The 24,703-nt window shown below is 66.9% G+C and carries 25 protein-coding genes; 8 read left to right on the plus strand and 17 right to left on the minus strand.

Annotated features, from left to right (window positions below):
- Window positions 1-60: 60 nt before the first annotated feature.
- From K6V06_RS10105 to purB, 4 genes are all read right to left on the minus strand, one after another.
- On the minus strand, window positions 61-663 hold the full coding sequence (locus tag K6V06_RS10105) for a YceI family protein (protein ID WP_222242880.1): 603 nt from the start codon (window positions 661-663) through the stop codon (window positions 61-63).
- Window positions 664-756: 93 nt separating this feature from the next.
- Entirely contained in the window at window positions 757-1,326 is a 570-nt protein-coding gene (locus tag K6V06_RS10110; protein WP_222242882.1) for a YceI family protein, read from the minus strand.
- A gap of 110 nt (window positions 1,327-1,436) precedes the next feature.
- Window positions 1,437-1,988 (minus strand): cytochrome b, encoded by a 552-nt coding sequence (locus K6V06_RS10115; RefSeq protein ID WP_222243078.1) that lies wholly within the window; start codon window positions 1,986-1,988, stop codon window positions 1,437-1,439.
- 199 nt (window positions 1,989-2,187) lie between these two features.
- On the minus strand, window positions 2,188-3,570 hold the full coding sequence (gene purB, locus K6V06_RS10120) for an adenylosuccinate lyase (RefSeq protein WP_222242892.1): 1,383 nt from the start codon (window positions 3,568-3,570) through the stop codon (window positions 2,188-2,190).
- Between the two features lie 409 nt (window positions 3,571-3,979).
- On the opposite strand from purB, the gene K6V06_RS10125 reads away from it, so the two are divergent.
- Window positions 3,980-4,594: a glutathione S-transferase N-terminal domain-containing protein gene (locus K6V06_RS10125; RefSeq protein ID WP_222242894.1), complete on the plus strand. Its 615-nt coding sequence runs from the start codon at window positions 3,980-3,982 to the stop codon at window positions 4,592-4,594.
- Between the two features lie 97 nt (window positions 4,595-4,691).
- Here K6V06_RS10125 and mnmA read toward each other — a convergent pair whose 3' ends face one another.
- Together mnmA and K6V06_RS10135 are read right to left on the minus strand one after the other, a co-directional pair.
- On the minus strand, window positions 4,692-5,789 hold the full coding sequence (gene mnmA, locus K6V06_RS10130) for a tRNA 2-thiouridine(34) synthase MnmA (protein WP_222242896.1): 1,098 nt from the start codon (window positions 5,787-5,789) through the stop codon (window positions 4,692-4,694).
- The gene (locus tag K6V06_RS10135) at window positions 5,786-6,292 is read right to left on the minus strand and encodes an NUDIX hydrolase (RefSeq protein ID WP_222242898.1); all 507 of its coding nucleotides are present in this window, start codon (window positions 6,290-6,292) and stop codon (window positions 5,786-5,788) included. The genes mnmA and K6V06_RS10135 overlap by 4 nt, the downstream gene beginning before the upstream one ends.
- 246 nt (window positions 6,293-6,538) lie before the next feature.
- Between K6V06_RS10135 and K6V06_RS10140 the strand changes: the two genes are divergently transcribed.
- From K6V06_RS10140 to K6V06_RS10160, 5 genes are all read left to right on the plus strand, one after another.
- Entirely contained in the window at window positions 6,539-7,660 is a 1,122-nt protein-coding gene (locus K6V06_RS10140) for a Re/Si-specific NAD(P)(+) transhydrogenase subunit alpha (RefSeq protein WP_222242900.1), read from the plus strand.
- An 83-nt stretch (window positions 7,661-7,743) separates the two neighbouring features.
- Window positions 7,744-8,106, plus strand: coding sequence for an aspartate 1-decarboxylase (panD, locus tag K6V06_RS10145; protein WP_222242902.1), 363 nt, complete (start codon window positions 7,744-7,746; stop codon window positions 8,104-8,106).
- Window positions 8,107-8,244: 138 nt separating this feature from the next.
- Window positions 8,245-8,568, plus strand: coding sequence for an NAD(P) transhydrogenase subunit alpha (locus K6V06_RS10150; RefSeq protein ID WP_222242904.1), 324 nt, complete (start codon window positions 8,245-8,247; stop codon window positions 8,566-8,568).
- The gene (locus tag K6V06_RS10155) at window positions 8,565-10,025 is read left to right on the plus strand and encodes an NAD(P)(+) transhydrogenase (Re/Si-specific) subunit beta (RefSeq protein WP_222242906.1); all 1,461 of its coding nucleotides are present in this window, start codon (window positions 8,565-8,567) and stop codon (window positions 10,023-10,025) included. The genes K6V06_RS10150 and K6V06_RS10155 overlap by 4 nt, the downstream gene beginning before the upstream one ends.
- Before the next feature lie 230 nt (window positions 10,026-10,255).
- Window positions 10,256-11,290, plus strand: coding sequence for a two-component system response regulator (locus K6V06_RS10160; RefSeq protein ID WP_222242907.1), 1,035 nt, complete (start codon window positions 10,256-10,258; stop codon window positions 11,288-11,290).
- Here K6V06_RS10160 and K6V06_RS10165 read toward each other — a convergent pair.
- A complete protein-coding gene (locus K6V06_RS10165) occupies window positions 11,236-11,829 on the minus strand; it encodes a TetR/AcrR family transcriptional regulator (protein WP_255581744.1) in 594 nt (197 codons plus the stop codon). The two genes, K6V06_RS10160 and K6V06_RS10165, sit on opposite strands and share 55 nt — an antisense overlap.
- 212 nt (window positions 11,830-12,041) lie before the next feature.
- Between K6V06_RS10165 and K6V06_RS10170 the strand changes: the two genes are divergently transcribed.
- Window positions 12,042-12,908, plus strand: coding sequence for an aldo/keto reductase family oxidoreductase (locus tag K6V06_RS10170; protein ID WP_304524122.1), 867 nt, complete (start codon window positions 12,042-12,044; stop codon window positions 12,906-12,908).
- 72 nt (window positions 12,909-12,980) lie between these two features.
- Here the strand turns inward: K6V06_RS10170 and K6V06_RS10175 are convergent, their stop codons facing one another.
- The 9 genes from K6V06_RS10175 to K6V06_RS10215 form a co-directional block, all read right to left on the minus strand.
- Window positions 12,981-14,213, minus strand: a complete 1,233-nt coding sequence (locus tag K6V06_RS10175) for a class I SAM-dependent RNA methyltransferase (RefSeq protein ID WP_222242911.1) — start codon at window positions 14,211-14,213, stop codon at window positions 12,981-12,983.
- Window positions 14,214-14,306: 93 nt separating this feature from the next.
- Window positions 14,307-14,912: a 2-hydroxychromene-2-carboxylate isomerase gene (locus tag K6V06_RS10180; RefSeq protein ID WP_222242913.1), complete on the minus strand. Its 606-nt coding sequence runs from the start codon at window positions 14,910-14,912 to the stop codon at window positions 14,307-14,309.
- Window positions 14,913-14,947: 35 nt separating this feature from the next.
- Window positions 14,948-15,370 carry a CopD family protein gene (locus K6V06_RS10185; RefSeq protein WP_222242915.1) on the minus strand — a complete coding sequence of 141 codons (423 nt, stop codon included), beginning with the start codon at window positions 15,368-15,370 and terminating at the stop codon, window positions 14,948-14,950.
- A 102-nt stretch (window positions 15,371-15,472) separates the two neighbouring features.
- Window positions 15,473-16,753, minus strand: coding sequence for a glutamate-5-semialdehyde dehydrogenase (locus K6V06_RS10190; protein ID WP_222242917.1), 1,281 nt, complete (start codon window positions 16,751-16,753; stop codon window positions 15,473-15,475).
- A gap of 70 nt (window positions 16,754-16,823) precedes the next feature.
- The gene (holA, locus tag K6V06_RS10195; protein WP_222242919.1) at window positions 16,824-17,900 is read right to left on the minus strand and encodes a DNA polymerase III subunit delta; all 1,077 of its coding nucleotides are present in this window, start codon (window positions 17,898-17,900) and stop codon (window positions 16,824-16,826) included.
- Between the two features lie 19 nt (window positions 17,901-17,919).
- Window positions 17,920-18,429, minus strand: a complete 510-nt coding sequence (gene lptE / locus K6V06_RS10200; RefSeq protein ID WP_222242921.1) for an LPS assembly lipoprotein LptE — start codon at window positions 18,427-18,429, stop codon at window positions 17,920-17,922.
- 61 nt (window positions 18,430-18,490) lie between these two features.
- Window positions 18,491-21,106 (minus strand): leucine--tRNA ligase, encoded by a 2,616-nt coding sequence (leuS, locus tag K6V06_RS10205; protein ID WP_222242923.1) that lies wholly within the window; start codon window positions 21,104-21,106, stop codon window positions 18,491-18,493.
- A 244-nt stretch (window positions 21,107-21,350) separates the two neighbouring features.
- Window positions 21,351-22,148 carry a 4-hydroxy-tetrahydrodipicolinate reductase gene (gene dapB / locus K6V06_RS10210; protein ID WP_222242925.1) on the minus strand — a complete coding sequence of 266 codons (798 nt, stop codon included), beginning with the start codon at window positions 22,146-22,148 and terminating at the stop codon, window positions 21,351-21,353.
- Window positions 22,149-22,282: 134 nt separating this feature from the next.
- The gene (locus K6V06_RS10215) at window positions 22,283-22,906 is read right to left on the minus strand and encodes an outer membrane protein assembly factor BamE (RefSeq protein ID WP_222242927.1); all 624 of its coding nucleotides are present in this window, start codon (window positions 22,904-22,906) and stop codon (window positions 22,283-22,285) included.
- A 130-nt stretch (window positions 22,907-23,036) separates the two neighbouring features.
- On the opposite strand from K6V06_RS10215, the gene fur reads away from it, so the two are divergent.
- A complete protein-coding gene (gene fur / locus K6V06_RS10220) occupies window positions 23,037-23,474 on the plus strand; it encodes a ferric iron uptake transcriptional regulator (protein ID WP_222242929.1) in 438 nt (145 codons plus the stop codon).
- A 110-nt stretch (window positions 23,475-23,584) separates the two neighbouring features.
- On the opposite strand, the gene K6V06_RS10225 is transcribed toward fur, so the two are convergent.
- Window positions 23,585-24,583 carry a LysR family transcriptional regulator gene (locus K6V06_RS10225; RefSeq protein ID WP_222242931.1) on the minus strand — a complete coding sequence of 333 codons (999 nt, stop codon included), beginning with the start codon at window positions 24,581-24,583 and terminating at the stop codon, window positions 23,585-23,587.
- Between the last annotated feature and the right edge of the window lie 120 nt (window positions 24,584-24,703).

Consider the following 24,703-nt stretch of genomic DNA (forward strand, 5'->3'; position numbering starts at 1 on the left):
GGACCGTCGCCGGCCCCCCTCTTCTTTCGGGTATCACTTCGCGCAAGCGCGACGGCTCCGTCAGTCGGCGCGCACGCCTTCGACCTGGATCGCCAGCTTGACCTCGGGCTTGAAGCCCATCTTGACGCCGTAGTCGACGCCGAAGTCGGCCCGGTTGAAGGTGGCATAGGCGTCGGCGCCGCACGCTTCGCGCTTGAGCATCGGGTGCTGCATGCACTTGAACTCGCGGATCTCCAGCTTGACCGGCCGGGTCACGCCGTGCAGCGTCAGCATGCCTTCCGCCTCGGTCGGCACGTCGCCCGAGAACCTGGTGAACTTGCCCTGGTAGGTCGCTTCCGGATGGGCCTGCACATCGAAGATGTCCGGGCTCATGGCGTGCTCGTTCATCTTGTTGTGGCCAAAGTCGATGGTGCTCATGTCCATCTTCACGTCGATGGTGCCGGTCTTTGCCTGGCGATCGAGCGTCACGACGCCGCTGGACTTGTTGATCTTGCCGCGCCACTTCGACAGGCCGCCCAGATGGTCGGCCTCGAAGCTGGGATAGGTATGGCCCGGGTCCAGGTTGTAGGTCACCGGGGCAGCGACGGCGGCGCCAGCGATGGTTGCGGACGCAGCTACCAGAACGGCCAGCGCATTGCGCGCTTTCGCATTAAACAAAGTCATGCAATCTCCAATACGACGGACAAGGGGTTGGGCGGAAAACCAGCCCAGGGTGACGGCCGGGTCAGGCTAAGCCACGGTGGGGACGGCCAGCGATTACGTGCGGGCCGTCACCAGCCGGAATTTGATCTGCACTTCGTCGGCGACCACCGAGGTGTCCTTCCACTCTCCGTCGCCGATGTTGAAGGTGCTGCGGCGGATCGGCAGCGTGCCTTCGAAGATCTGGCTATTGCCTTCCTGCCGCATGGTCGCGGGCACCACCACATCGACGGTCTTGCCCTTGATGGTGAGCTTGCCGGCCACCTCGATCTTGCCGCCGGCGCCGTTGCGGATGGCGGTGGATTCGAAGACCGCCTTGGGAAAGCGTGCCGCATCGAACCAGTCGCGTCCGCGCACTTCCTTGGTGGTGGCCGCGTCGCCGATCTCGAAGCTCGCCACATCGATCTCGATGCGCGCACTAGACGCCGCCAGCTTTGCGGGGTCGAACTGCAGGTTGCCGCTGAAGGTCTTGAAGCGGCCCTCCATCGGCACGCCGATCTGGCGCGCCACCGCGGTCACGGCACTCTTGCCTGCGTCCAGCTGGGCGGCGCCGGCGCTCGCCGCGAAGCCGGCGCACGCCAGCGCGGCCGCGATCAGCAAGGGGACAGGGCGGAAAATGCGGGTCATGCTCAACTCCTTATCAGGATCGACGGCTCCGCCAACCCGGAGGGCAGTCGAAGCAAAGTGCTCTATTGATTGCAAATTCGGGGTATCGGTTCCCGTGGCGCGCTTTCGCCTCAGCGCCGCAGGAAGGGAACCATGCGAGCGAGCGTGCCGTCGCGGTTCACCAGATGGTGTTTCAACGCAGCGGCAATATGGACAACCACCAGCGCCGCCATCAGCCAGTTCAGCCATTCGTGCGCGGCGCCCAGCACCGGCTTGAGCGCGTCATTGGCCTCGATCAGCTGCGGCAGCGGAACCAGCGCCAGATACACCACCGGCACACCGGCCGCGAGGCTGTAGAGATAGCCCGTCAGCGGCACCAGCAGAATCAGCAGATAGAGCAGCCGATGGCCGGCGCTGGCGGCAGCGGCCTGCCAGCGCGGCATCGCGACCGGCGGCGGCGCAGGGTGAGTTATGCGCCAGAGCACGCGCAGCACGGCAATGGCGAAAATCGTCACGCCCAGCCATTTGTGCCAGGAATACAGTTTCAGTTTGGTCGGGGTAAAGCCGGGGATTCCAGTCATGTACAGCCCCAGCGCAAACGCCGCGAAAATCGCCAGTGCAATGATCCAGTGCAGGCCGATTGCGACGCCGCCATAGCCTTCCCGCTGATTGTCCGTGCGCATGGACGCTTCCCCTGCCCCGCCGGGCCTTGTTGTTGTTCCGGTGTAGCGAATTATTATCACGTCCAATGCGTGACACCGAGAAGCGGCTTCTTCAACCAGATATTCAAATTTTTTGAATGGCTGCGGGTGCGACCAATGAAAAGGCCACCCCGCAGGGTGGCCCATAGCCATGCCGGACGGGGCCGGCGGGGGCTTCGCCTTACAGACGCTCGGCGAGCTGCACGGCCTGGCCGATATAGCTGGCCGGCGTCATCGCCAGCAGACGCGCCTTGGCGTCGTCGGGAATCGCCAGATTGCCGATGAAGGTCTGCAGCGCCTCCCGGGAAATGCCCTTGCCGCGCGTCAATTCCTTCAGTTGCTCGTACGGATTGGGCACCCCGTAGCGGCGCATCACCGTCTGCACCGGCTCGGCCAGCACTTCCCAGCAGTTGTCCAGGTCTTCCGCCAGACGCTCCGGATTGGTCTCCAGCTTGCCCAGTCCGCGCAGGCAGGCCTCGTAGGCCAGCAGGCTGTAGCCGAATGCCACGCCGATATTGCGCAGCACGGTCGAGTCGGTCAGGTCGCGCTGCCAGCGCGACACCGGCAGCTTTTCCGACAGGTGGCGCAGCACGGCATTGGCCAGACCCAGGTTGCCCTCGGAATTCTCGAAGTCGATCGGGTTGACCTTGTGCGGCATGGTCGAGGAGCCGATCTCGCCTGCCTTGGTCTTCTGCTTGAAATACCCCAGCGAGATATAGCCCCAGATATCGCGGTTCAGATCCAGCAGGATGGTATTGGCCCGCGCGACGGCGTCGAACAGCTCCGCCATGTAGTCGTGCGGCTCGATCTGGATGGTATAGGGGTTGAAGGTCAGGCCCAGGCGCGTTTCGATGACGTCGCGGGAGAAGGCTTCCCAGTCGAACTCGGGGTAGGCCGACAGGTGCGCGTTGTAGTTGCCCACCGCGCCGTTCATCTTGCCCAGCAGTTGCACCTGTTCGATGCGGGCGATGGCCCGCTCCAGGCGCGCGGCGACGTTGGCCATCTCCTTGCCCAGCGTGGTCGGGCTGGCGGGCTGGCCGTGCGTGCGCGACAGCATCGGCTGGCGTGCATTGGCGCGGGCCAGTTCCACCAGCCGTGCATGCACCCGGCGCAGCGTCGGCACCACTACCGTGTCGCGCGCGCCCTTGAGCATCATGCCGTGCGAGGTGTTGTTGATGTCCTCGGAAGTGCAGGCGAAATGGATGAACTCGCTGGCCGCAACCAGTTCCGGGTTGTCCTTGACCTGCTCCTTGAGCCAGTACTCCACGGCCTTGACGTCGTGGTTGGTCACCGCCTCGATTTCCTTGATGCGGGCGGCATCGGCTTCGCTGAAATTGTCCACCAGCGCCAGCAGCGCGGCCTCGGAAGCCGGCGAGAAGCTCGGCATGTCGCCCAGACCCGTGCGGGCGAGCGCGATCAGCCAGTGGACCTCGACCTTGACACGATGGCGCATGAAGGCGGCCTCGGACAGCCACTCGCGCAGCGCATCGGCCTTGGCGGCATAACGGCCATCGATGGGAGACAGGGCAGTGAGCGGCGAAAGCGCGAGAGCGGGAGAAGACATGCTGGCAACCGGCGGGGAAAGTAAGGGAAGAGAAACGGGGAAGACGGTCAGGGAAGACGACCGGCACCGGTCCCCGGGGGGAGCCTGCAGAGCCAGTCTCAACGATGAAAAAGCGACCGATGCGCCGCACCGCCGTCACCGCCGGCGCGGGAAAGCCGGGATTTTACCATTGCGCCGGGCCAGCCGACGCCCTTGCCATGCCTTGTCGCTTGCGGCGCCACGGTCGGCAGATGACGGTGCGCTTTCCCATGTGGCGCGAGGGCGCGCCCGAGTATACTGCGCGACGCCGTTCCGGTAGCCTGTTATGCAGTGCATTGGGGCAGGCGCAATCCGTGGCCAGACAAGGGCTGGCGGGTGCGCCGATGCCAGCGGGCGCCGATGCACTCCATAACCAGCTCAAGGGGAGAACATGAAGCTGTACGCATCGCACACCAGCCCGTATGCCCGCAAGGTTCGCGTGGTGATGGCCGAAAAGAAGATCGATTACCAGCTGGTGGAAATCGACGTGTGGTCGCCCGAGACGACGATCGGCCAATTCAACCCGCTGGGCAAGGTGCCCTGCCTGGTGATGGAAGACGGCGGCGCCATCTTCGATTCCCGCGTGATCGTCGAATACCTGGACACCCTGACACCGGTCAGCCGGATGATTCCCCAGGCCAGCCGCGAGCGGCTGGAAGTCCGCACCTGGGAGGCGCTGGCCGACGGCCTGCTGGATGCCGCGCTGCTGGTGCGCCTGGAGGCCACGCAGCGTGAACCGGCCGAGCGCAGCGAGCGCTGGGTGGCCCGCCAGCGCGGCAAGATCGACGGCGCCCTCGCCGCAATGGCGCACGGGCTCGCCGACCGCAACTGGTGCGCCAACAATCATTACTCGCTGGCCGATGTGGCGGTGGGCTGCGCGCTGTCGTATCTGGATTTCCGCTTTCCCGAGATCAACTGGCGCGAGCGGCATCCCAATCTTGCCGCGTTCCACGAGAAGGTGAGCAAGCGGCAATCGTTCCTCGATACCGAGCCGCCGCGGGCTTGAGATTTTCGCCGGCTGCGACGAAACACCGACGGTGTGCTCCCCTCTCCCGCTTGCGGGAGAGGGGCCGGGGGAGAGGGCAGCCAACCCGCAGCCGGCCCTACTGGATGATCCCGCCGCCCAGGCAAACCTCGCCCTGGTACAGCACCGCGGATTGCCCCGGCGTTACCGCCCACTGGGCTTCCGCGAACGCCAGCCCCAGCACATCGTCCTGCACCGCGTCGACCTCGCAAGGCGCGTCCGTCTGCCGATAGCGCGTCTTGGCCGACAGCACCGTGCCCTGGGCCGGCGCTTCGCCAGCAACCCAGGACAGGTCCGCCGCCCGCAGGGTGGGCGACAGCAGCCACGGATGATCGTGCCCCTGCACGACGTATAGCGTGTTGTTCGCCATGTCCTTGCGCGCGACATACCAGGCGTCGCCGCTGCCGTCGCGGCTGCCGCCCAGGCCGATGCCCTTGCGCTGCCCCAGCGTATAGAAGGCCAGCCCGATATGCTCGCCCACCACCTTGCCGTCCGCGGTCTTCATCGGACCGGGTTTGGTCGGCAGGTAGCGATTGAGGAAATCCCGGAACGGCCGCTCGCCGATGAAGCAGATGCCGGTCGAATCCTTCTTCTTCGCATTCGGCAGGCCGATTTCCGCCGCGATCTCGCGCACCCGCGTCTTGGGGATTTCGCCCAGCGGAAACAGCGTGCGCGACAGCTGCGCCTGGTTCAGCCGGTGCAGGAAGTAGCTCTGGTCCTTGGTATGGTCCAGCGCCTTGAGCAGTTCGAAGCGGCCGTGCTCGCCCTGCCGGACGCGCGCGTAGTGACCGGTGGCGATGAGCTCCGCCCCCAGCGACATGGCGTGGTCCAGGAATGCCTTGAACTTGATCTCGGCATTGCACAGCACGTCGGGGTTGGGCGTGCGGCCGGCGGAATACTCGCGCAGGAAATCGGCGAACACGCGGTCCTTGTACTCGGCGGCGAAGTTGACGGCCTCGACATCGACGCCGATCAGGTCGGCCACCGACACCACGTCCAGCCAGTCCTGCCGGGTCGAGCAGTACTCGCTGTCGTCGTCGTCCTCCCAGTTCTTCATGAAGAGGCCAATCACCTCGTAGCCCTGCTGCTTCAGCAGCCAGGCGGTGACCGACGAGTCGACGCCGCCGGACATGCCGACCACCACCCGGCGGCCACGGCCGATGGATCGATCGCTCATGCCGCCTCCTGCGGTGCGCTCAGCACGGTGGGATGGGTGAACACCGCGTCCAGCGCAAAGCGCTTGCCGGCCAGATAGTCGTCGACACAGGACTGCACCAGCGGCGAGCGGTGCCGGTCCTGGCAAGCGCGCAGTTCCTCGGCGGTCAGCCAGACGGTGCGCACGATGCCGGTGTCCAGCGGGCGCGCCGTATCGAGCGGCCCGAGGTCGCCGGTAAAGGCAAAGCGGACGTAGGTGACGTCCGATGCGGGCCGCTGCAAGGTCCCTGCCGAACTGGAGCGCGCCATATAGCAACCGAGCAGCGCGCGCGGCTCGAAGCTGTGCGCGGTCTCCTCCAGCGTTTCGCGGATGACCGCATGCAGCAGGCTCTCGCCCGGGTCGAGGTGGCCCGCGGGCTGGTTCAGCCGCAGCCCGTCCGGCGTCTCTTCCTCGACCAGCAGGAAGCGGCCGCCCCGCTCGATCACGGCGGCAACGGTGACGCTGGTTTTCCAGTGTTCGGTCATGATGCACAAAAAACAAGCAATCCGGCATTCTACCGGGTGCCGCCTGCCCCTGCAGGCGGGACGGGTCCGGCACCGCGGCCCTCCCCCGTTCGACCGATCCGCATCCGCGCCAAACTCTCCCCGCTTTCCTGTAAGCTGCGAAAACAGCGCCCCGCCAGAGCGGCGCCGACGACGAGCCCGGATGCCTGCTGCCCTGCGCCAACCTGCGCCGGCCACGGGCTTCGCGCCGAACCAGGAGAAGCTGACATGCAGATCGGTATCCCGCAGGAAAGGCGGGCCGGCGAAGCACGTGTCGCCGCCACCCCGGAGACGGTCAAGAAGGTTGTCGGACTCGGCCATCAGGTTCTGGTCGAATCGGGCGCCGGGCTGCGGGCAAGCCAGCCCGATCCGGCCTATGAAGCCGCCGGCGCCACCATCGTGTCGGCCCAGCAGGCGCTGGGCGCCGACATCGTGCTGAAGGTGCAGGCTCCCGCCGCGGACGAACTGGCCGCGATGCGGCGCGGTGCGGTGCTGATCGGCATGCTCGACCCCTTCGACAGCGCCAATATCGGCCGCATGACCGCGGCCGGCATCACCGCCTTCGCGCTGGAGGCGGCTCCCCGCACCACCCGCGCGCAGAGCATGGACGTGCTGTCCTCCCAGGCCAACATCGCCGGGTACAAGGCCGTGCTGCTCGCCGCCAACTATTACCAGCGCTTCATGCCGATGCTGATGACCGCCGCCGGCACGGTCAAGGCCGCGCGCGTGCTGATCCTGGGCGCGGGCGTCGCCGGACTGCAGGCCATCGCCACGGCCAAGCGGCTCGGCGCCGTGGTGGAAGCCTCCGACGTGCGGCCGGCGGTGCGCGAACAGATCGAGTCGCTTGGCGCCAAATTTCTGGACGTGCCATTCGAGACCGACGAGGAACGCGATATCGCCCAGGGCGTCGGCGGCTACGCCCGTCCGATGCCGGAAGGCTGGATGCGCCGCCAGGCGGCGCTGGTCCATGAACGCGCCTGCCAGTCGGATATCGTCATCACCACCGCGCTGATTCCCGGACGGCCCGCGCCGGTGCTGCTGCGCGAGGAGACCGTACGGGGCATGAAGCCGGGCTCCGTGGTGGTCGATCTGGCCGCCGCCCGCGGCGGCAACTGTCCGTTGACCATGGCCGACGAGGTGGTCGAGCACCATGGTGTGACGCTGGTCGGCTACACCAACATGGCCAGCATGGTTGCCGCCGACGCCTCGGCGCTCTATGCGCGCAATGTGCTCGATTTCCTGCGGCTGATCGTCGACAAGGACGGCCAGCTTGCGCTGAACCCGGATGATGATATTGTCGCGGCCTGCCTGATGTGCAGCAACGGCGAGCCCGCTCGCCGCGCGGCCTGAAGGCGGCAATCCGACAATCTCGACCGGCCCTGGCCAGCTCGCCCCATCGCGCCGGCCGGGCAACCATCCAGGGAAACCACCACATGCAACGCATCATCCTGCGCGCCAAGCTGCATCGCGTCACCGTCACGCAAGCCGACCTTCACTACGAAGGCTCGTGCGGCATCGACGAGGACCTGCTCGACGCCGCGGACATGAAGGAATACGAAAAGATCGAGTTGTACAACGTCAACAACGGCGAACGGTTCTCGACCTACATCATCAAGGGCAAGCGCGGCAGCGGCGAGATCTCGCTGAACGGCGCCGCGGCGCGCCGGGCTCATCTGGGCGATCACCTGATCATCTGCACGTATGCGCCGATGACCGACGCCGAGCTGGCCGACTACAAGCCGAAGATCGTGCTGGTCGACGACAACAATCGCATCAAGGAAATCAAGCGGGTCTGACGCACCCCCTGGCTGGCCGCGCCCGCGCGCCAGCCACCGGACCCGGCCGCCGGCCGCCGACGCGGCTTCCGCAGTGAATGGGCATGCATGGCCTTGCACCATGCGCGCAGTCGATTCAACGACACGGAGGAGAAGTCGATGGAGATGGTGAACCACACGGTGATCAACCTGATCATCTTCGTGCTGGCGGTCTATGTCGGGTATCACGTGGTCTGGACCGTCACGCCGGCGCTGCATACCCCGCTGATGGCGGTGACCAACGCCATCTCGGCGATCATCATCGTCGGCGCCATGCTGGCCACGGGCCTGACCGTGGGCGGCGTCGGGCGAACCATGGGCACGCTGGCGGTGGCACTGGCCGCCGTCAACGTGTTCGGCGGGTTCCTCGTCACGCAGCGGATGCTGCAGATGTTCCGCAAGAAAGAGCCGCGCAGGATCGCCGGCGGGGAGAGCGACAAATGAGCATGAACGTCGTCACCCTGCTCTATCTGATCGCCTCGGTCTGCTTCATCCAGGCACTCAAGGGACTGTCGCACCCGGCCACGGCGCGGCGGGGCAACGTGTTCGGCATGGCCGGCATGGCCATCGCCGTGCTGACCACGGCCGCGCTGATCCTGCAGCTGCAGGCCCAGCCCTCGCCGGCGGCCGATGGCGGCGGCGCGATGTCGGGCCTCGGCCTGATCCTGGCGGCACTGGTCATCGGCGGCGGCATCGGCGCCTACGTCGCCCGCAAGGTCGAGATGACCAGGATGCCGGAACTGGTCGCCGCGATGCACTCGCTGATCGGCCTGGCTGCGGTCTTCATCGCGGTGGCCGCGGTGGCGGAGCCGGCCGCGTTCGGCATCGCCGAGCCGGGCAGCAACGTCATTCCAACCGGCAACCGCATCGAGCTGTTCATCGGCTGCTTCGTCGGCGCCATCACCTTCTCCGGCTCGGTGATCGCCTTCGGCAAGCTGGCCGGGCGCTACAAGTTCCGGCTGTTCCAGGGCGCACCGGTCGTGTTCGGCGGGCAGCACTGGCTGAACCTGGCGCTGGCGCTGCTGATGATCGGCTTCGGCATCGCCTTCTTTCTCACCCAGGCCTGGCTGCCCTTCCTCGTCATGCTGGCCATCGCCTTCGTGCTCGGCGTGCTGATCATCATCCCGATCGGCGGCGCCGACATGCCGGTGGTGGTGTCGATGCTTAACTCGTACTCGGGCTGGGCCGCGGCGGGCATCGGCTTTTCGCTGAACAACCCGATGCTGATCATTGCCGGCTCTCTGGTGGGCTCCTCCGGCGCGATCCTGTCGTACATCATGTGCCGGGCGATGAACCGGTCCTTCTTCAACGTGATCCTCGGCGGCTTCGGCGCCAGCGCGGCAGCCGGTGGCGCCGCAGGGGCACAGGGGCAGCGCAACGTCAAGTCCGGCTCGCCGGACGACGCCGCCTTCCTGATGAGCAACGCCGAGACCGTCATCATCGTGCCGGGCTACGGGCTGGCGGTGGCGCGGGCCCAGCATGCGCTGAAGGAGTTGACCGAACTGCTGTCGGAGAAGGGCGTCACCGTGAAGTACGCCATCCATCCGGTGGCCGGGCGGATGCCAGGCCATATGAACGTGCTGCTGGCCGAGGCCGAAGTGCCGTACGACCAGGTCTTCGAAATGGAGGACATCAACAGCGAATTCGGGCAGGCGGACGTGGTGCTGGTGCTGGGCGCCAACGATGTGGTCAATCCCGCCGCCAAGACCGATCCGTCCTCGCCCATTGCCGGCATGCCCATCCTCGAGGCGTACAAGGCCAAGACCATCATCGTCAACAAGCGCTCGATGGCGGCCGGCTACGCGGGGCTGGACAACGAGCTGTTCTACCTGGACAAGACCATGATGGTGTTCGGCGATGCCAAGAAGGTGGTCGAGGACATGGTCAAGGGGATCGATTGACGGCAGCGGGTCCGCGCGTCGCATCGTCGCAACCCGTCTTCTGGCCCCTGCGCGGGTTCCTGCCCGCGCCCCTCGGGCGGGCGGGTCACGCGGCCCGCCTGCCGCGCTATACTGACCGCGGCCTTGCCCGCTGATGCCGGACGCCGAGGCCCCCGGCACCGCTCACCGCTGGCCTCTCTCTGGCCCGCGGCCCGCGGCCCGCTGCCGGTGCTGCCCAGGCCGAACGCTACATGACATTCAATCCTCAAGACCGCAATCTGTCGGTATTCCACCACCCGATCGTCACCGTGCTGGTCGACGACAGCCGCTCGTTCATCGACAGCCTCGCCTTCCAGATGGACCCGTCGCGAGCGGTCGTCACGTTCACCGATCCGCACGAGGCACTGCAGTGGCTGCGCGATGCCTACAGCACGCCCAACGGCTTCCTGCCCGTGCGGGTCACGCATGACGATCTGACCTTCCTGACCGAGCGTCGTACGGTCCAGCTCGACATCGACCGGATCTACCGGCAAATCCATGACATGCGCCGCTTCGTGCAGCCCGGCGTCGTGGTGGTCGACTACTCGATGCCGAGGATGAACGGACTCGAGTTCTGCCAGGCGCTGCAGGACCTTCCCTGCCGGACCATCCTGCTGACCGGCACCGCCGACGAAGGCATCGCCGTGCAGGGCTTCAACCACGGCCTGATCGACCGCTATATCAAGAAGCACGACAGCAATCTGGTCGAGCGGCTGGACCAGGAGATCGATGCCCTGCAGCAGCAGTACTTCGCGGCACTGTCCCGCACCCTGCGCGACCTGCTGTCGCGGCACTCGTTCTCGTTCCTGTCCGACCCGGCCCTGGCGGAGTGCGTGCGTCAGCTGGCCACCCGCTATGGCTTCGTCGAGCACTACCTCTACCCGAACCCGGCGGGACTGCTGCTGCTGACCGCGGCGGGCCATGCGACGCTGATGGTGATCGAAACGCGGGATAGCCTGGCCAGCCAGGTCGAGTCGGCCGAGGCATATGACGCCCCTGCCGCGCTGATCGAGGGCTTGCGCGAAGGCCGCATCGTGCCGTTCTTCTGGCCGGGCAATGGCATGTACACGCCCGCCTGCGTCGACTGGGAGCAGTACTGCCTGCCGGCGCAGCGTTGCGAGGGGCGCGAGGAATTCCTGTACGCGCTGTTCGACATGCCCCGGCATCTGCTGGACGAGCCGGTGGTGGGGTTTCAGGAATTCCTGAAGCGGTTCGCGACGGATGCGGGCTCGCTGACCGGCCGGTGACAGCCCTGGCCTGGAGGCCGGTCACCCGCCCCCTTTCGGCGGGCTTGACGCTCGAGGTAACCGAGACACAACGACTGCAGCTGGGTCCGCAGCTCCCCGGCCAGCGCATGCGGCGAGGCTGCCTCCAGCACCATGCGGGTCGGACCCACCAGGGCGCCCATCAGCATCAGGCTGATGGTCTCGATATCGTCAAAATCCGCATCCGAGGCCGTCAGCAGCATGATTTCCAGCGCCCTGCGAATGCGCGCCTCGACATCCTGTACATAATCTCGAACGTCGAATTCGAGGGCCACCGCGTATAACGCACGCGATTCATCCAGGCGTTCGATCTTTGCTGCGACAAATGCCGCAACGATGGCCTCCACCATCGAGGACAGGCTGCGGTGATGGGCGGACGCGGCGGCGTCCTCGATGGCCTTGACCACCCGCTCCAGATGCCGTTCGAGCGCGGCGAACAACAGCGCCTGCTTCTGCGGAAAGTACTGATAGAGGGTTCCGATCGATACACCGGCCCTTTCCGCCACGCGGATGGTTGTCAAGCGCTGCAGGCCCCCCACGCGCAAAACCTGAATAGTGCCATCGAAAATTGCATCGACAGTCGCGCGGGAACGCGCCTGGCGCGGGCGTTTTCGGGCTTCCAGCGCTGTTCCAGTATCAGTCCGCATATGCGAATTCCCATCTCCAGTGGTTGTTCGTATGCTACTCCAGTCGCTTTGCACAAAACCACGCAAACCAGATCGAGGGTAAATTCATGACCAATGCAATGCAGGCTGGAACGTTCCAACTCGGAAGCCGCACTGTCACCCGAATGGGTTATGGCGCAATGCAGCTGGCGGGGCCACAGGTATTCGGCCCTCCCAGGGACCGCGCCGCCGCCATCGCGGTGCTGCGGGCCACGATCGAAAGCGGCATTACCCATATCGACACCAGCGATTTCTACGGGCCGCACGTTACCAATCGACTGATCAGGGAAGCGCTGCACCCGTATCCGGAACGGCTGACCATTGTCACCAAGGTAGGCGCCAGCCGCGGCAGCGATGCGTCGTGGAAGCCGGCGCTGTCCGCGGCGGACCTGACCGCTGCCGTGCATGACAATCTGCGCCACCTGGGCCTGGAGGTGCTGGACGTGGTGAATCTGCGCGCCATGTTCGACGTCGCCTCGCCGGCGGAGGGCGATATCGAGGCGCCGCTCACCGCTCTGGCAGAGCTGCAACACCGAGGATTGATCCGGCACATCGGCCTTAGCAACGTGACGCCCAGACAGGTGGCACAGGGCCGTGCGATCACCAGCATCGTCTGCGTTCAGAACATGTACAACCTCGCCCACCGGCATGACGACGCGTTGATCGACAGTCTCGCCGCGGACGGCATTGCCTATGTCCCGTTCTTTCCGCTGGGCGGCTTTACTCCGCTGCAGGCCGATGCACTGAGCCTGGCCGCCAGCGAATGCAATGCCACGCCAATGCAGGTCGCGCTGGCATGGCTGCTGCAGCGCTCCCCGAATATCCTGCTGATACCCGGGACCTCCTCTGTCGCGCATCTGCACGAAAATCTGGAGGCGGTGAATCTGCAATTGCCGGAAAGTACCCTGCGCTCATTGGACCGGATCGGCCGCTGACGCCCGGTTGGCTCGCACTCACGCTTCCGCGAATGCGGCCGGGGGAGAGAGCATCCAGAGCGCCGGCAAACCCTACCCCCGATTTCCACCCCGCACCATGTCGAAGCGGAACAGCCGGCATTCGATATTGCCGTTATACAGCGGCACCCGGCGCGACTCCTTCAGCCGCAGCCGCTTGGGCATCGACAGATCCCCGGTGAAGATCCACGCCTGCCAGCCCGCGAAGTTCTGCTTCAGCGTGCTGGAGAACGCCGCCGCGAACTGGTTGGCCGCTGCTTCCTCGACGCTGTCCACCGGCACGTCGGCCACGGATGGCCGGCGCTCGCCCCGCACCGCGATGCGCTCGCCGTAAGGCGGATTGATCAGCAGCAGCCCCGGCTCGGCGAACGGCGGCTGGACGAAGCGGGCGTCGACCTGCTTGGTCGCCAGTTCGCCGGGCAGGCCGGCGCGTTGCCAGTTGGCCCGCGCCATCGCCAGCATGTCGGTCGAGATGTCGCTGCCGGCAATCGTCAGCGAGGTCGTGCGTGCGCCGGCACGGGCCTGTTCCTTCAGCGCCTTCCAGCTGCGCTGGTCGACGCCCCGCAGCCACTCGAAGGCAAAGCTGCGGCCGCCGCCGGGCGGGATGCCCAGCGCAACCTGTGCTGCCTCGACCAGGAACGTGCCACTGCCGCACATCGGATCGTACAGCGGACGCTCGGTCTGACCCGGCACCCAGCCGGCCAGGCGCAGGATGCCGGCGGCTAGGTTCTCCTTCAGCGGCGCCTCGCCCTTCTCCATGCGCCAGCCGCGCTTGAACAGCGGCTCGCCGCTGGTGTCCAGGTACAGCGTGCAGTCGTGCTCGGTCAGATGCGCGTAGATACGGGCATCGGGGCTGGCGGTGTCGACACTGGGCCGGCCGCCCAGCCGCTCGCGCATGCCGTCGCAGACGCCGTCCTTGACGCGCAGCGCGACGAAATTCAGGCTGCGCAGCGGCGAGCGCTGCGAGGTGATCTCGACCTTGATGGTTTCGTCCGGGCCGAACCACTGGTCCCAGCGCTGCGCCCGCGTCAGCTCGTAGATGTCGTCTTCATGGCGGTAGCCGCGCGCGGCCACCCGCAGCAGCACCCTGCTGGCGAGGCGCGAATGCAGGTTGACGGCGTACGCCGCCGGCATCTGGCCGGAGAAGTGCACGCCGCCCGGCACCTCGCGATGCACGTCGAACGGTGCCAGTTGCGCAACGTCGGGCCGCGCCGCGATCTCGCGCAGCTCGTCGGCGAGCGCGGGTTCGAGGCCACGCGGGCAGGGAGCAAAGAAGGCTTGAGTCATGGCGGCTGGCGCGAAGGCGCGGGGTGAAGAGAATCAGGGTCAAAAAAAATCGTCCGCCGTGGCGGACGCTGCAGCATTCGCGCGACGGGCGGCTTAACCGGCGGCAAGCGCGCGGTCGAGAAAATCGAGCCGGTCCTGGCCCCAGAAGGGCTGACCGTTGTAAACGTACCATGGCGCGCCGAACACGCCCGCCGAGATGGCGTCCTGCGTATGGCGTTCGTACTCTTCCTGCACGGCCTGCGCTTCGGCGGCCTTCAGCAGCGTGGCGCCGTCCAGCTCGAGCTGACCGGCGAGTTCGGCAAGCGTTGCAGCATCGGCGATATTGCGCTCCTGCGCCCACAGGGCGCGCCCGATCAGAGCGGTCAGCTCCATCGCCCGTGCGGTGCCGTGCGCCAGTTGCGTGGCGATGATCAGCCGGCTCGCGGCATCGCCCGACACCGGGAAGAAGGCCGGCTGCGTATTGAGCGGCAGGCCAAGGAACTCGCTCCAGCGCGCCAGCTCCACCAGCCGGTAAGCCTGGCGCTGGGCCGGACGCTGCGCCAGCGGCAGGCCGCCGGAGACGGCGAAGACCTTGCCCAGGTCGGCCGGCTTCATGCGGATCTGCGCGCCGTGCCTGCGCGCGATCTCCGCAAGGCGGGCATGTCCCAGATAGACGTACGGCGACTGGGGAGTGAAGTAGTAGTCGATCGTCCTGTTCATGCTTGTCTCGCCAGAGTTGTTGTCAATGCCGCGCTTCAGAACGGCTTCATCACCACCAGTACGACGATGGCGAACAGCACCAGCACCGGCAGCTCGTTGAACCAACGATAGAAGCGGTCCGAACGCTTGTTGGCGCCCGCCTCGAACTTGCGCAGCAGCACGCCGCAGCCATGGTGGTATCCCAGCAGCAGGACCACCAGCGCCAGTTTGGCATGCATCCAGCCCTGCCCCGGCCCGCGGCCGATACCGTAGCCCATATATAGCCACAGGCCGAAGGCCAGCGCCGGCACCGCCAGTATCGTCATGAAGCGGAACAGCCGGCGCGCCATGCCGAGCAGGCGCTGTGTCGCGGCCGTATCGCGCTCCATCGCCAGGTTGACGAAGATGCGCGGCAGGTAGAACAGCCCGGCGAACCAGGACGTCACGAAGATGATATGCAGGGATTTGACCAGCAGCATGAGGGCCCGTCGATGGCAGAGCCGGGACAATGCCCGGCGAAGCGTGAGAGCGCCATCCTCGCGTCCGGCACGCACTGGCCGGACACGATGACAGCGGCGGCATCAGGTGCGAATCTCGCCGTGGCCGAACACCACGTACTTGAGCGAGGTCAGCCCTTCCAGCCCGACCGGGCCGCGGGCATGCAGCTTGTCGTTGGAGATGCCGATCTCCGCGCCGAGCCCGTACTCGAAGCCGTCGGCGAAGCGGGTCGACGCGTTGATCATCACGCTGGCCGAATCGACCTCGCGCAGGAAGCGCAGGCCGGTGCTGTAGTTCTCGGTGACGATCGAGTCGGTATGGGCCGAGCCATAGGTGTTGATATGCGCGATGGCCTCGTCCACGCCCGCCACGGTGCGGATGGACAGCACCGGCGCCAGATACTCGGTGCGCCAGTCGGCTTCGGTCGCATCGACCAGACCGGTGACGCCCGCTGCTTCCAGCGTCTGGCGCGTGGCCGGACAGACCCGCAGCTCGACGCCCTTGTCCTGATAGATCCTGCACAGCGGGGGCAGCACCTGCGCCGCGACGCCCTGGGACACCAGCAGCGTCTCCATCGTATTGCAGGGCGCGTAGCGCTGGGTCTTGGCGTTGTCGGCGATGCGGATGGCCTTGTCCAGGTCCGCTTCGTCGTCGATATAGACGTGGCAGATGCCGTCCAGATGCTTGATCATCGGCACCCGCGCCTCTTCCATCAGCCGGGCGATCAGGCTCTTGCCGCCGCGCGGCACGATCACGTCGACGTACTCGGTCATCGTGATCAGGCGCCCGACCGCGGCGCGGTCGATGGTCTCGATCACCTGCACCGCTTCGCCGGGCAATCCTGCCGCGGCCAGGCCCTCGGCCACCAGGGCGGCCAGCGCCGTGTTCGATTCGATTGCCTCGGAGCCGCCGCGCAGGATGGTGGCGTTGCCCGACTTCAGGCACAGCGCCGCCGCGTCGATGGTCACGTTGGGGCGGGATTCGTAGATGATGCCGATCACCCCCAGCGGCACGCGCATCTGCCCGATCTGGATGCCGGTCGGGCGGTACTTCATGCCGGTGATCTCGCCGATCGGGTCCGGCAGCGCGGCGATCTGCTCCAGCCCCGCCGCCATCGTGTCGATGGCCTTGTCCGACAGCGTCAGGCGGTCGATGAAGGCGGAGTCCTGGCCGTTGGCGCGGGCGCGTTCGACGTCGCGCGCGTTGACTTCCTTCAGGCGCTGCGCGTCCCGGCGGATCGCCGCGGCGATGGTCAGCAGCGCGCGGTTCTTGTCGGCGGTGGAGGCGCGCGCCATCGCGCGCGAGGCGGCGCGGGCCTGCTGGCCCACGCGCTCCATGTACTGGTGAAGATCGTGCTGGTTCATGTGCTGGGCCGGTTGGCCGGCCTTCCCGTTCTGATTGGCTTGCGGTGGACCTGCCGCGTCAGGAAACACGTCAGCGGCGCGCGGACTGGGCCGATGGTGGCGCCACCTGCAGGGCGATCTGCAGCGCCAGTTGCAGCAGGCCGTCCCACGGCTCGGCCGGCACCCCGTCCACCCGCAAGCCCTTGGTCTGCCGGTCCAGCCGTGCCGCCAGCGCCAGCGCGTCCTCGAGCTGTCGCGCCGTCAGCCGCTGCGCCGCCTGCGGCACCAGCTTCTCGCGGGCGCCCCAGATGCGCAGTTCGCGGGCCAGCACGGCGGGCGGCTTGCCCGCGGCCAGGCCCTGCCGGACCTTCGATAATACGCGAATTTCCTCGGTCAGCGCCCACAGCACCAGCACTGTGGCCTCGCCCTCGCCGCGCAGCCCTTCGAGCATCCGCACCAGCCTGGGCACGTCGCCCGCGAGCATCGCCTCGGACAGCTTGAAGACGTCGTAGCGGGCCACATTGAGCACCGCATCGTGGATCTGGTCGAAGCTCAGCACCCCGGTGGGATACAGCAGGCCCAGCTTGCGGATTTCCTGGTGGGCGGCCAGCAAGTTGCCCTCGACCTTGTCGGCGATGAACTGCAGCGCGCGGCGGCCGGGCTCGCCGGCTTCGACGCGCTGATCCTGCCGCGCCAGCCGCTCGCCGATCCAGGCCGGCAGCCGCGTACGGTCGACATTGTCGACCTTGATGGTCACACCGGCGGCATCCAGCGCCTGGAACCACGCCGACTTGGAGGCGGTGAAATCGAGCCGGGGCAGCGTGATCAGCAGCACCACGTCTGGCGACGGCTGGGCCGCCACCGCGCGCAGCACCTCGCCGCCGTCCTTGCCGGGCTTGCCGCCGGGGATACGCAGCTCGACGATCTTGCGGTCGCCGAACAGCGACATCGATTGCTGGGCTTCGAGCAGCTGGCTCCACTGAAAGCCGCGCTCGGAGACCAGCACCTCGCGCTCGGTAAAGCCGGCTTCGCGCGCCGCCTGGCGCAGCCGGTCCACGGTCTCGAGCACCAGCAGGTGCTCGTCGCCATGCACCACATAGACCGGCGCCATCCCACGCCCCTGCGCCTGGCGCAGGTGCGGCTCCAGCGCGTCCGGCTTGATCTGCATGCTGTCGCGGCTGCGGGCGTCAGGCCACCGGCTTGGCGGCGGCCAGCCGGCGCATCAGCTGCTGGACGATGTCGCGTTGCATGTCGCGGTACAGCTGCGCTTCCTCGTAGTCCTTGGCGAGCGCGTTGGCCTCGTTATAGGTGAGGTCGCGCGTCAGCACCAGCTGCGACGGCCCGATCATCTCGCGGCCGGCCGCGTCGCGCAGACGGAAGGTGAACGCCTGCGTCAGCCGGTACTCCCGCACCACGCCGGTGGTGGTAATCGACAGCACGGTCTTGGCGCGCGAATCCTCCAGCACGTCCAGCAGCGCATCGGCCTCCTTCGGGTCGCGCACCACCACGGTGTCGGAGCCGCCGCGGATGGCCCGCGTCAGGTCTGCGGCCATCGCCGAGTTCGGCGGCATGCCGATATACAGCCGCTTGAAGGCGAAATCGGAATTGCCGCGCAGCTGGAAACCGCAGCCGGCCAGCACGCCGGCGGACAGCAGCGCGGCCAGCAGCGTGCGGCGGGTCGGGTTCGGTCGGTTCATAAGCGCGCTTCCTTGCTAGTTGCCTTGGGGGACGGGATGACAGTGCGGCGGCTGCGCCGGCTCACAGCACGACGTTGACCAGCCGGCCCGGCACCACGATGATCTTCTTCGGCGCCGCGCCAGCGGCGAACTTCGCCACCGTCTCGCTGGCGGCCGCCATCGCCTCGATGGCGGCGCGGTCGGCCTGTGCCGGCACCGTCAGGCTGCCACGCACCTTGCCGTTGACCTGCAGCACCAGTTCGATTTCGCTCTGCACCAGCGCGGCCTCGTCCACCTGCGGCCACGGCGCATCGAGCAGGTCGCCCTGCGCCTGCGCATAACCGAGCTGTTCCCACAGCACGTGGGTGATATGCGGAACCACCGGATACAGCACGCGCAGCAGGATGCCGAAGCCCTCGCGCAACGCGCCCGGCGACGCCGACTTCGCATCCTCCAGCGCGTTGAGCATCTTCATCGAGGCCGACACCACGGTGTTGTACTGGATGCGCTGGTAGTCGTAGTTGGCCTGCTTGAGCACGCCATGCACCTCGCGGCGCAGCGCGCGGTCGCCTTCGGTCAGATCGCTGCCGGCACGGATCGCCTCGGCCTTCGCGTAGCCGAAGGCCCACAGCCGGCGCAGGAAGCGCGAGGCCCCTTCCACGCCCGAGCCGCTCCATTCGAGCTGCTGCTCGGGCGGCGCGGCAAACATCGTGAACAGGCGCGCGGTGTCCGCGCCGTACTGATCGATCAGGGCCTGCGGGTCGATGCCGTTGTTCTTCGACTTGGACATCTTCTCGACGCCGCCGATCACCACCGGCTGGCCGTCGGCCTTCAGCGTGGCGCCCACCGGGCGGCCGCGCTCGTCGGTCTGCACATCGACCTCGGCCGGGTTGAACCACTGCTTCTTGCCGCTGGCATCTTCCCGATAGTAAGTCTCGTTCAGCACCATGCCCTGCGTCAGCAGGTTGGTGAACGGTTCGCCGAACTTGACCAGGCCAATGTCGCGCATCACCTTGGTCCAGAAGCGCGCGTACAGCAAGTGCAGGATCGCGTGTTCGATGCCGCCGATGTACTGGTCCATCGGCATCCAGTAATCGTTGCGGGCATCGACCATGGTCGCCGCGTCCGGGCAGGTATAGCGCATGTAGTACCAGCACGAATCGATGAAGGTATCCATCGTGTCGGTCTCGCGGCGCGCCGGCTTGCCGCACGACGGGCAGCTGCACTCGAGGAAGCGCGGGTCCTTGGCCAGCGGATTGCCGGTGCCATCCGGCACCAGGTCCTCGGGCAGCACCACCGGCAGATCCTGCTCGGGCACCGGCACCACGCCGCAGCTGTCGCAATGGATCAACGGGATCGGCGTGCCCCAGTAGCGCTGGCGGGAGATGCCCCAGTCGCGCAGGCGCCAGGTTACCTTCTTCTCGCCCAGGCCCTTGGCGGCCAGGTCCGCGGCGACCGCATCGACCGCCTCCCGGTAGCCCAGGCCATCGTACTTGCCGCTGTTCACGCACTTGCCGGCGGTCTTGTCGCCGTACCACTCCTGCCATGCCTCGGTCGAGAAGGCCTGGCCTTCGGCCGCGATCACCTGCCTGATCGGCAGGCCGTACTTGTTGGCGAAGGCGAAGTCGCGCTCGTCGTGCGCGGGCACGCCCATCACGGCGCCATCGCCGTAGCTCATCAGCACGTAGTTGCCGACCCAGACCTCGACCTGCTCGCCGGTCAGCGGGTGCACCACGCGCAGACCGGTCGGCATGCCCTTCTTTTCCATGGTCGCCATGTCCGCTTCCATCACCGAGCCGCGCTTGCACTCGTCGATGAAGGCGGCCAGTTCCGGATTGGTGGCGGCGGCATGCGTGGCCAGCGGATGCTCGGCAGCGACCGCGCAGAAGGTCACGCCCATGATGGTGTCGGCGCGCGTGGTGAACACGTACAGCTTGCCGCCGCCGATCAGTTCGCCGTCATCGCCGACGATGGCGTGCGGGAAGGCAAAGCGCACGCCTTCGCTCTTGCCGATCCAGTTCTGCTGCATCACCTTGACGCGCTCGGGCCAGCCGAGCGCATCCAGATCGCCGAGCAGTTCGTCGGCGTAGTCGGTGATGCGCAGGTAGTACATCGGAATCTCGCGCTTTTCCACCAGCGCGCCCGAGCGCCAGCCGCGCCCGTCGATCACCTGCTCGTTGGCGAGCACGGTCTGGTCCACCGGGTCCCAGTTGACGGTGCCGGTCTTGCGATAGGCGATGCCCTTCTCCAGCATCTTCAGGAACAGCCACTGGTTCCAGCGGTAGTACTGCGGATCGCAGGTCGCCACTTCGCGCGACCAGTCGATCGCCAACCCCATCGCCTGCATCTGCTTCTTCATGTAGGCGATGTTGTCGTAGGTCCAGGCCGCCGGGGCCACGCCGTTGTTCAGCGCGGCGTTCTCCGCCGGCATGCCGAACGCGTCCCAGCCCATCGGCATCAGCACGTTGTAGCCGTTCATCCGCAGCTGGCGCGCCATCACGTCGTTGATGGTGTAGTTGCGCACGTGGCCCATGTGCAGCTTGCCGGACGGATACGGCAGCATCGAACAGGCATAGAACTTCGGCTTGGCCGAGCCGTCCGGCTGCACCGCCTGCTCGTCGACGCGATAGGCGTCCCTGGCTTGCCAATGCTGGCGGGCGGATTGTTCGACTTCGGCGGGAACGTATTTCTCTTGCATGGTGTGGACAGCGGCCGGCGCGGGGGCGCCGGCGGTCGGAAGCCTGGATGGGATCAGGGTGTGGTTGCCGGGCGGCGAACCGCGGGTACAGCCGGCGGCGAGCCGCGCCGGGCGGGCACGGAAGCGCCGATTATAACCGGCGGCAGGTGGCCGGAGACACCCATGGCATGGGTCGGCCGGGGTGCCGTGGCTGGCGTGCCGGACCGGCACGCGGCACCGGCGCGGGAGCGTGGATCCGCGCCGGTCAGCGCAGGCCCAGCACGTCCTGCATGTCGTACTGGCCCGCGGCCTTGTCGGCGAGGAACCGTGCCGCGCGCACCGAGCCGTCCGCGTACGACTGGCGGCTGGAGGACTTGTGGGTGATCTCGATGCGCTCGCCGATGCCGGCGAACATCACGGTGTGATCGCCGACGATATCGCCGCCGCGCACCGTGGCAAAACCGATCGAGCCGGGCTCGCGCTCGCCGGTATGCCCCTCGCGGGCAAACACGCCGCATTCCTTCAGGTCGCGGCCCAGCTTGCGCGCGATCACCTCGCCCATGGCCAGGGCGGTGCCGGACGGCGCATCCACCTTGTGGCGATGGTGCGCTTCGATGATCTCGATGTCGTAGCCGGAGGACAGCATGCCGGCGGCCACCTCCAGCAGCTTGAAGGTGACGTTGACGCCGACGCTCATGTTCGCCGCGAACACCACGCCGATGTCGCGCGCGGCCTGCGCGATCGCCGCCTTGCCGGCATCGTCGAAGCCGGTGGTGCCGATCACCATTTTCGTGCCGCAGCGGCGAGCAATCGCCAGGTGGGCGAGCGTGCCCTCCGGCCGGGTGAAGTCGATCAGGCAGTCCGCCGCGGCGATGACGGCCTCGGCGTCGTCCGAAATCGGCACGCCGGTTTCGCGTCCCAGGAACAGCCCCGCATCCTGACCCAGCGCCGCCGCGCCGGGCACGTCCAGCGCGCCGGAGAGCGTGACACCGTCGGTGTCGAGTACCTGTTGGATCAGCATGCGGCCCATGCGGCCCGATGCACCGGCGATGGCGATTTTCATGGCGGTTGGCCCCGGAAATTAGGGTAAGCGGGAGGTGGGTGGCCGACGAAAGCGGACGGCGCGATAGAAAGCGCCGGGCAGCAGCCCGGCGCGCGGCAATGCATGTCAGGGACGGCCTGGCGCCCCTTGTCGTGTTATCGGGCGGTGGCGATGCCGGCTTCGGCCGGCGCGCTGCTGGCCGCCTGCTCGGAGGCCGGCGCCGGGGACGCCGCTGCCTGCGGCTGCGCCGGCTCGCTGCTCGACGGCGCGGACGGCGGCTCCGAGGAAGCCGATGCCGGCGCGGCAGCCGGTGCCGGTGCAGGCGCCGCCGCGGCGGGCTTGGCCGATCCGCGCTTCATGCCGTCGATTTCCGCGATCAGCTCGTACTCGGACGGCAGCTCGTCGCCATTGAAGCGCGCGACCCGGTCGCCGTCGAAGAAGACGGTGAAGCGGCGCTGCTGCACCACCTGGGTATTGCCGCGCTTGAACGAGAACACGTAGTCCCAGCGGTCGGCGTGGAACACGTCGGTCAGCAGCGGCGTGCCGAGCAGGTAGCGCACCTGCTCGCGGGTCATGCCCTCGCGCATCTGCGACGCCGCCTCACGCGAGACGAAGTTGCCCTGCACGATATTGATCCGGTACGGGGTGATCGCTTCGGCGACCTTGCGCGACGTACTGTCGTAGGTCGAGCACGCAGCGGTGACGAGGGTCGTGGCTGCAAGCAGTGCAGTCAGCAGCGGCGCGGCCAGGCGCATGCCGGTCGGTCGTTTGGAATCCATGTAACTCGCAGGTCTCGCTACCGTGAAAGGGTGGCGGCAATGGGAAGGTCCGCGTCCGCCGGGACGACAGCCGACGGTAAAACCCTTATGATTCAACAATCCAGACATTGTACTCCAGGGAGTCACGCCCATGCCGAGTCCGGCGGAACTCAAGAACATCGGCCTGAAGGCGACGGTACCGCGGTTGAAAATTCTCGAGATTTTTCAGACCAGCGAGCAGCGCCACCTCAGTGCCGAGGACGTTTATCGCATCCTGCTCAACGAACAGATGGACATCGGTCTTGCCACCGTCTATCGGGTGCTGACCCAGTTCGAACAGGCAGGACTGCTCTCTCGCAACAACTTCGAATCCGGCAAGGCCATTTTCGAACTCAACGAAGGCAAGCACCACGATCACCTGGTCTGCCTCGACTGCGGCCGCGTCGAGGAGTTCTACGACGCCAGCATCGAGCAGCGCCAGCAGAGCATCGCGCGCGAGCGCGGCTTCGCCCTGCAGGAGCATGCGCTGTCCCTGTACGGCAACTGCACCAAGCAGGACTGCCCGCACCGCCTCAAGCGCGGCGCATAGCGCCAGCAACGGCAGCAGCGACGCTTTTCGTCAGCGCTGCCGATTGCCAATGAGAAAGGCCGGCGATGGAACGCCGGCCTTTCTCATTGTGCGGGCGATGCCGCTGCGCATCAGCGCGCCGGCACGGCCTCGCCCTGCTCGATGGTCGCCGCCGGGGCCGAGACAGCGGCGCTGGGCAGCCGAATGAACTCGCCGACCACCTGGCGAAATTGCGCACGGGTCCACACCAGCATCGGATGCGTATTGCGGCTGCGGTGCCACTGCATATGCAAACCCATGGTGGTGTCGATCTCGGGCGGCAAGGGGAACGCCTTGAGCCCGTAGGTCTGGCAGGCAGCGTCCTTGGTCAGTGCATTGACGGTGAAGATCAGGTCGGTCTGTGCCGCCAGTTCGGCCTGTGCGCGCCACGAATGCACGGTCATGGTCGCGGTCCGCTGCAGGCCGCGCTGCTGCAGCGCATAGTCCAGCGGAATCAGCGACGGCGCGGGCCGCCCGGCGGTGCCGGCCTGCGACATGAAGATGTGGCCGCAGTCCAGATACTGCTCCAGCGTGCAGGCGCCCTTCAGCACCGAATGGTCCTGGCGGGCGCAGACCCACAACTGCAACGGCGTGATGCTCTCCTCGACGATCTCGGGGTGGCTCACGGGGTATGGGGAGAACGACAGGTCCAGCTCGTTGGCGCGCATCGAGGCGACGTCGGCGTCGGAGGAATGCGACTCGACCAGGCGGATATGCAGCTCGGGCGCCGACTGGCGCAGCCGCAGCACCAGCCGGTTGAACACGGTGTCGCCCAGCTCGGCGGCAAAGCCGATGTTGAGCGTGCCGGTCGCGGTGGCCGGATCGAAGCTTTCCACATCGCCCTGGTTGATCGACGACCACAGCTCCAGCATCTCGCGGATCTTGGGACCCAACTCCAGCGCGCGCGGCGTCGGCGTCAGGCCGTGGGGCACGCGGATGAACAGGGGGTCGTCGAAAATCTCCCGTAGCCGGCCCAGCGAATGCGATACGGCCGGAGCGGTCATATGCATCTTCTCGGCGACGTAGGTCGCATTGCGCTTGCTGAGGAGCTCGGTAAAGATCACAAGCAGCTTGGTGTCGACGTTCACCATGGAGTCGCCCGATTGTTATTGGTTTGACCGTTGCGCGAGGCACAGGCGCCGGCGGAGCCGCTCGTGGCGGGTGGCTGTTCCCGGGTAGTGTAAGAGTAAATTGCCGTTTGTGTGAAGCGT

The sequence above is a fragment of the Cupriavidus sp. AU9028 genome (assembly GCF_019795295.1).
In the GTDB taxonomy this organism is placed as follows: Bacteria; Pseudomonadota; Gammaproteobacteria; order Burkholderiales; family Burkholderiaceae; genus Cupriavidus.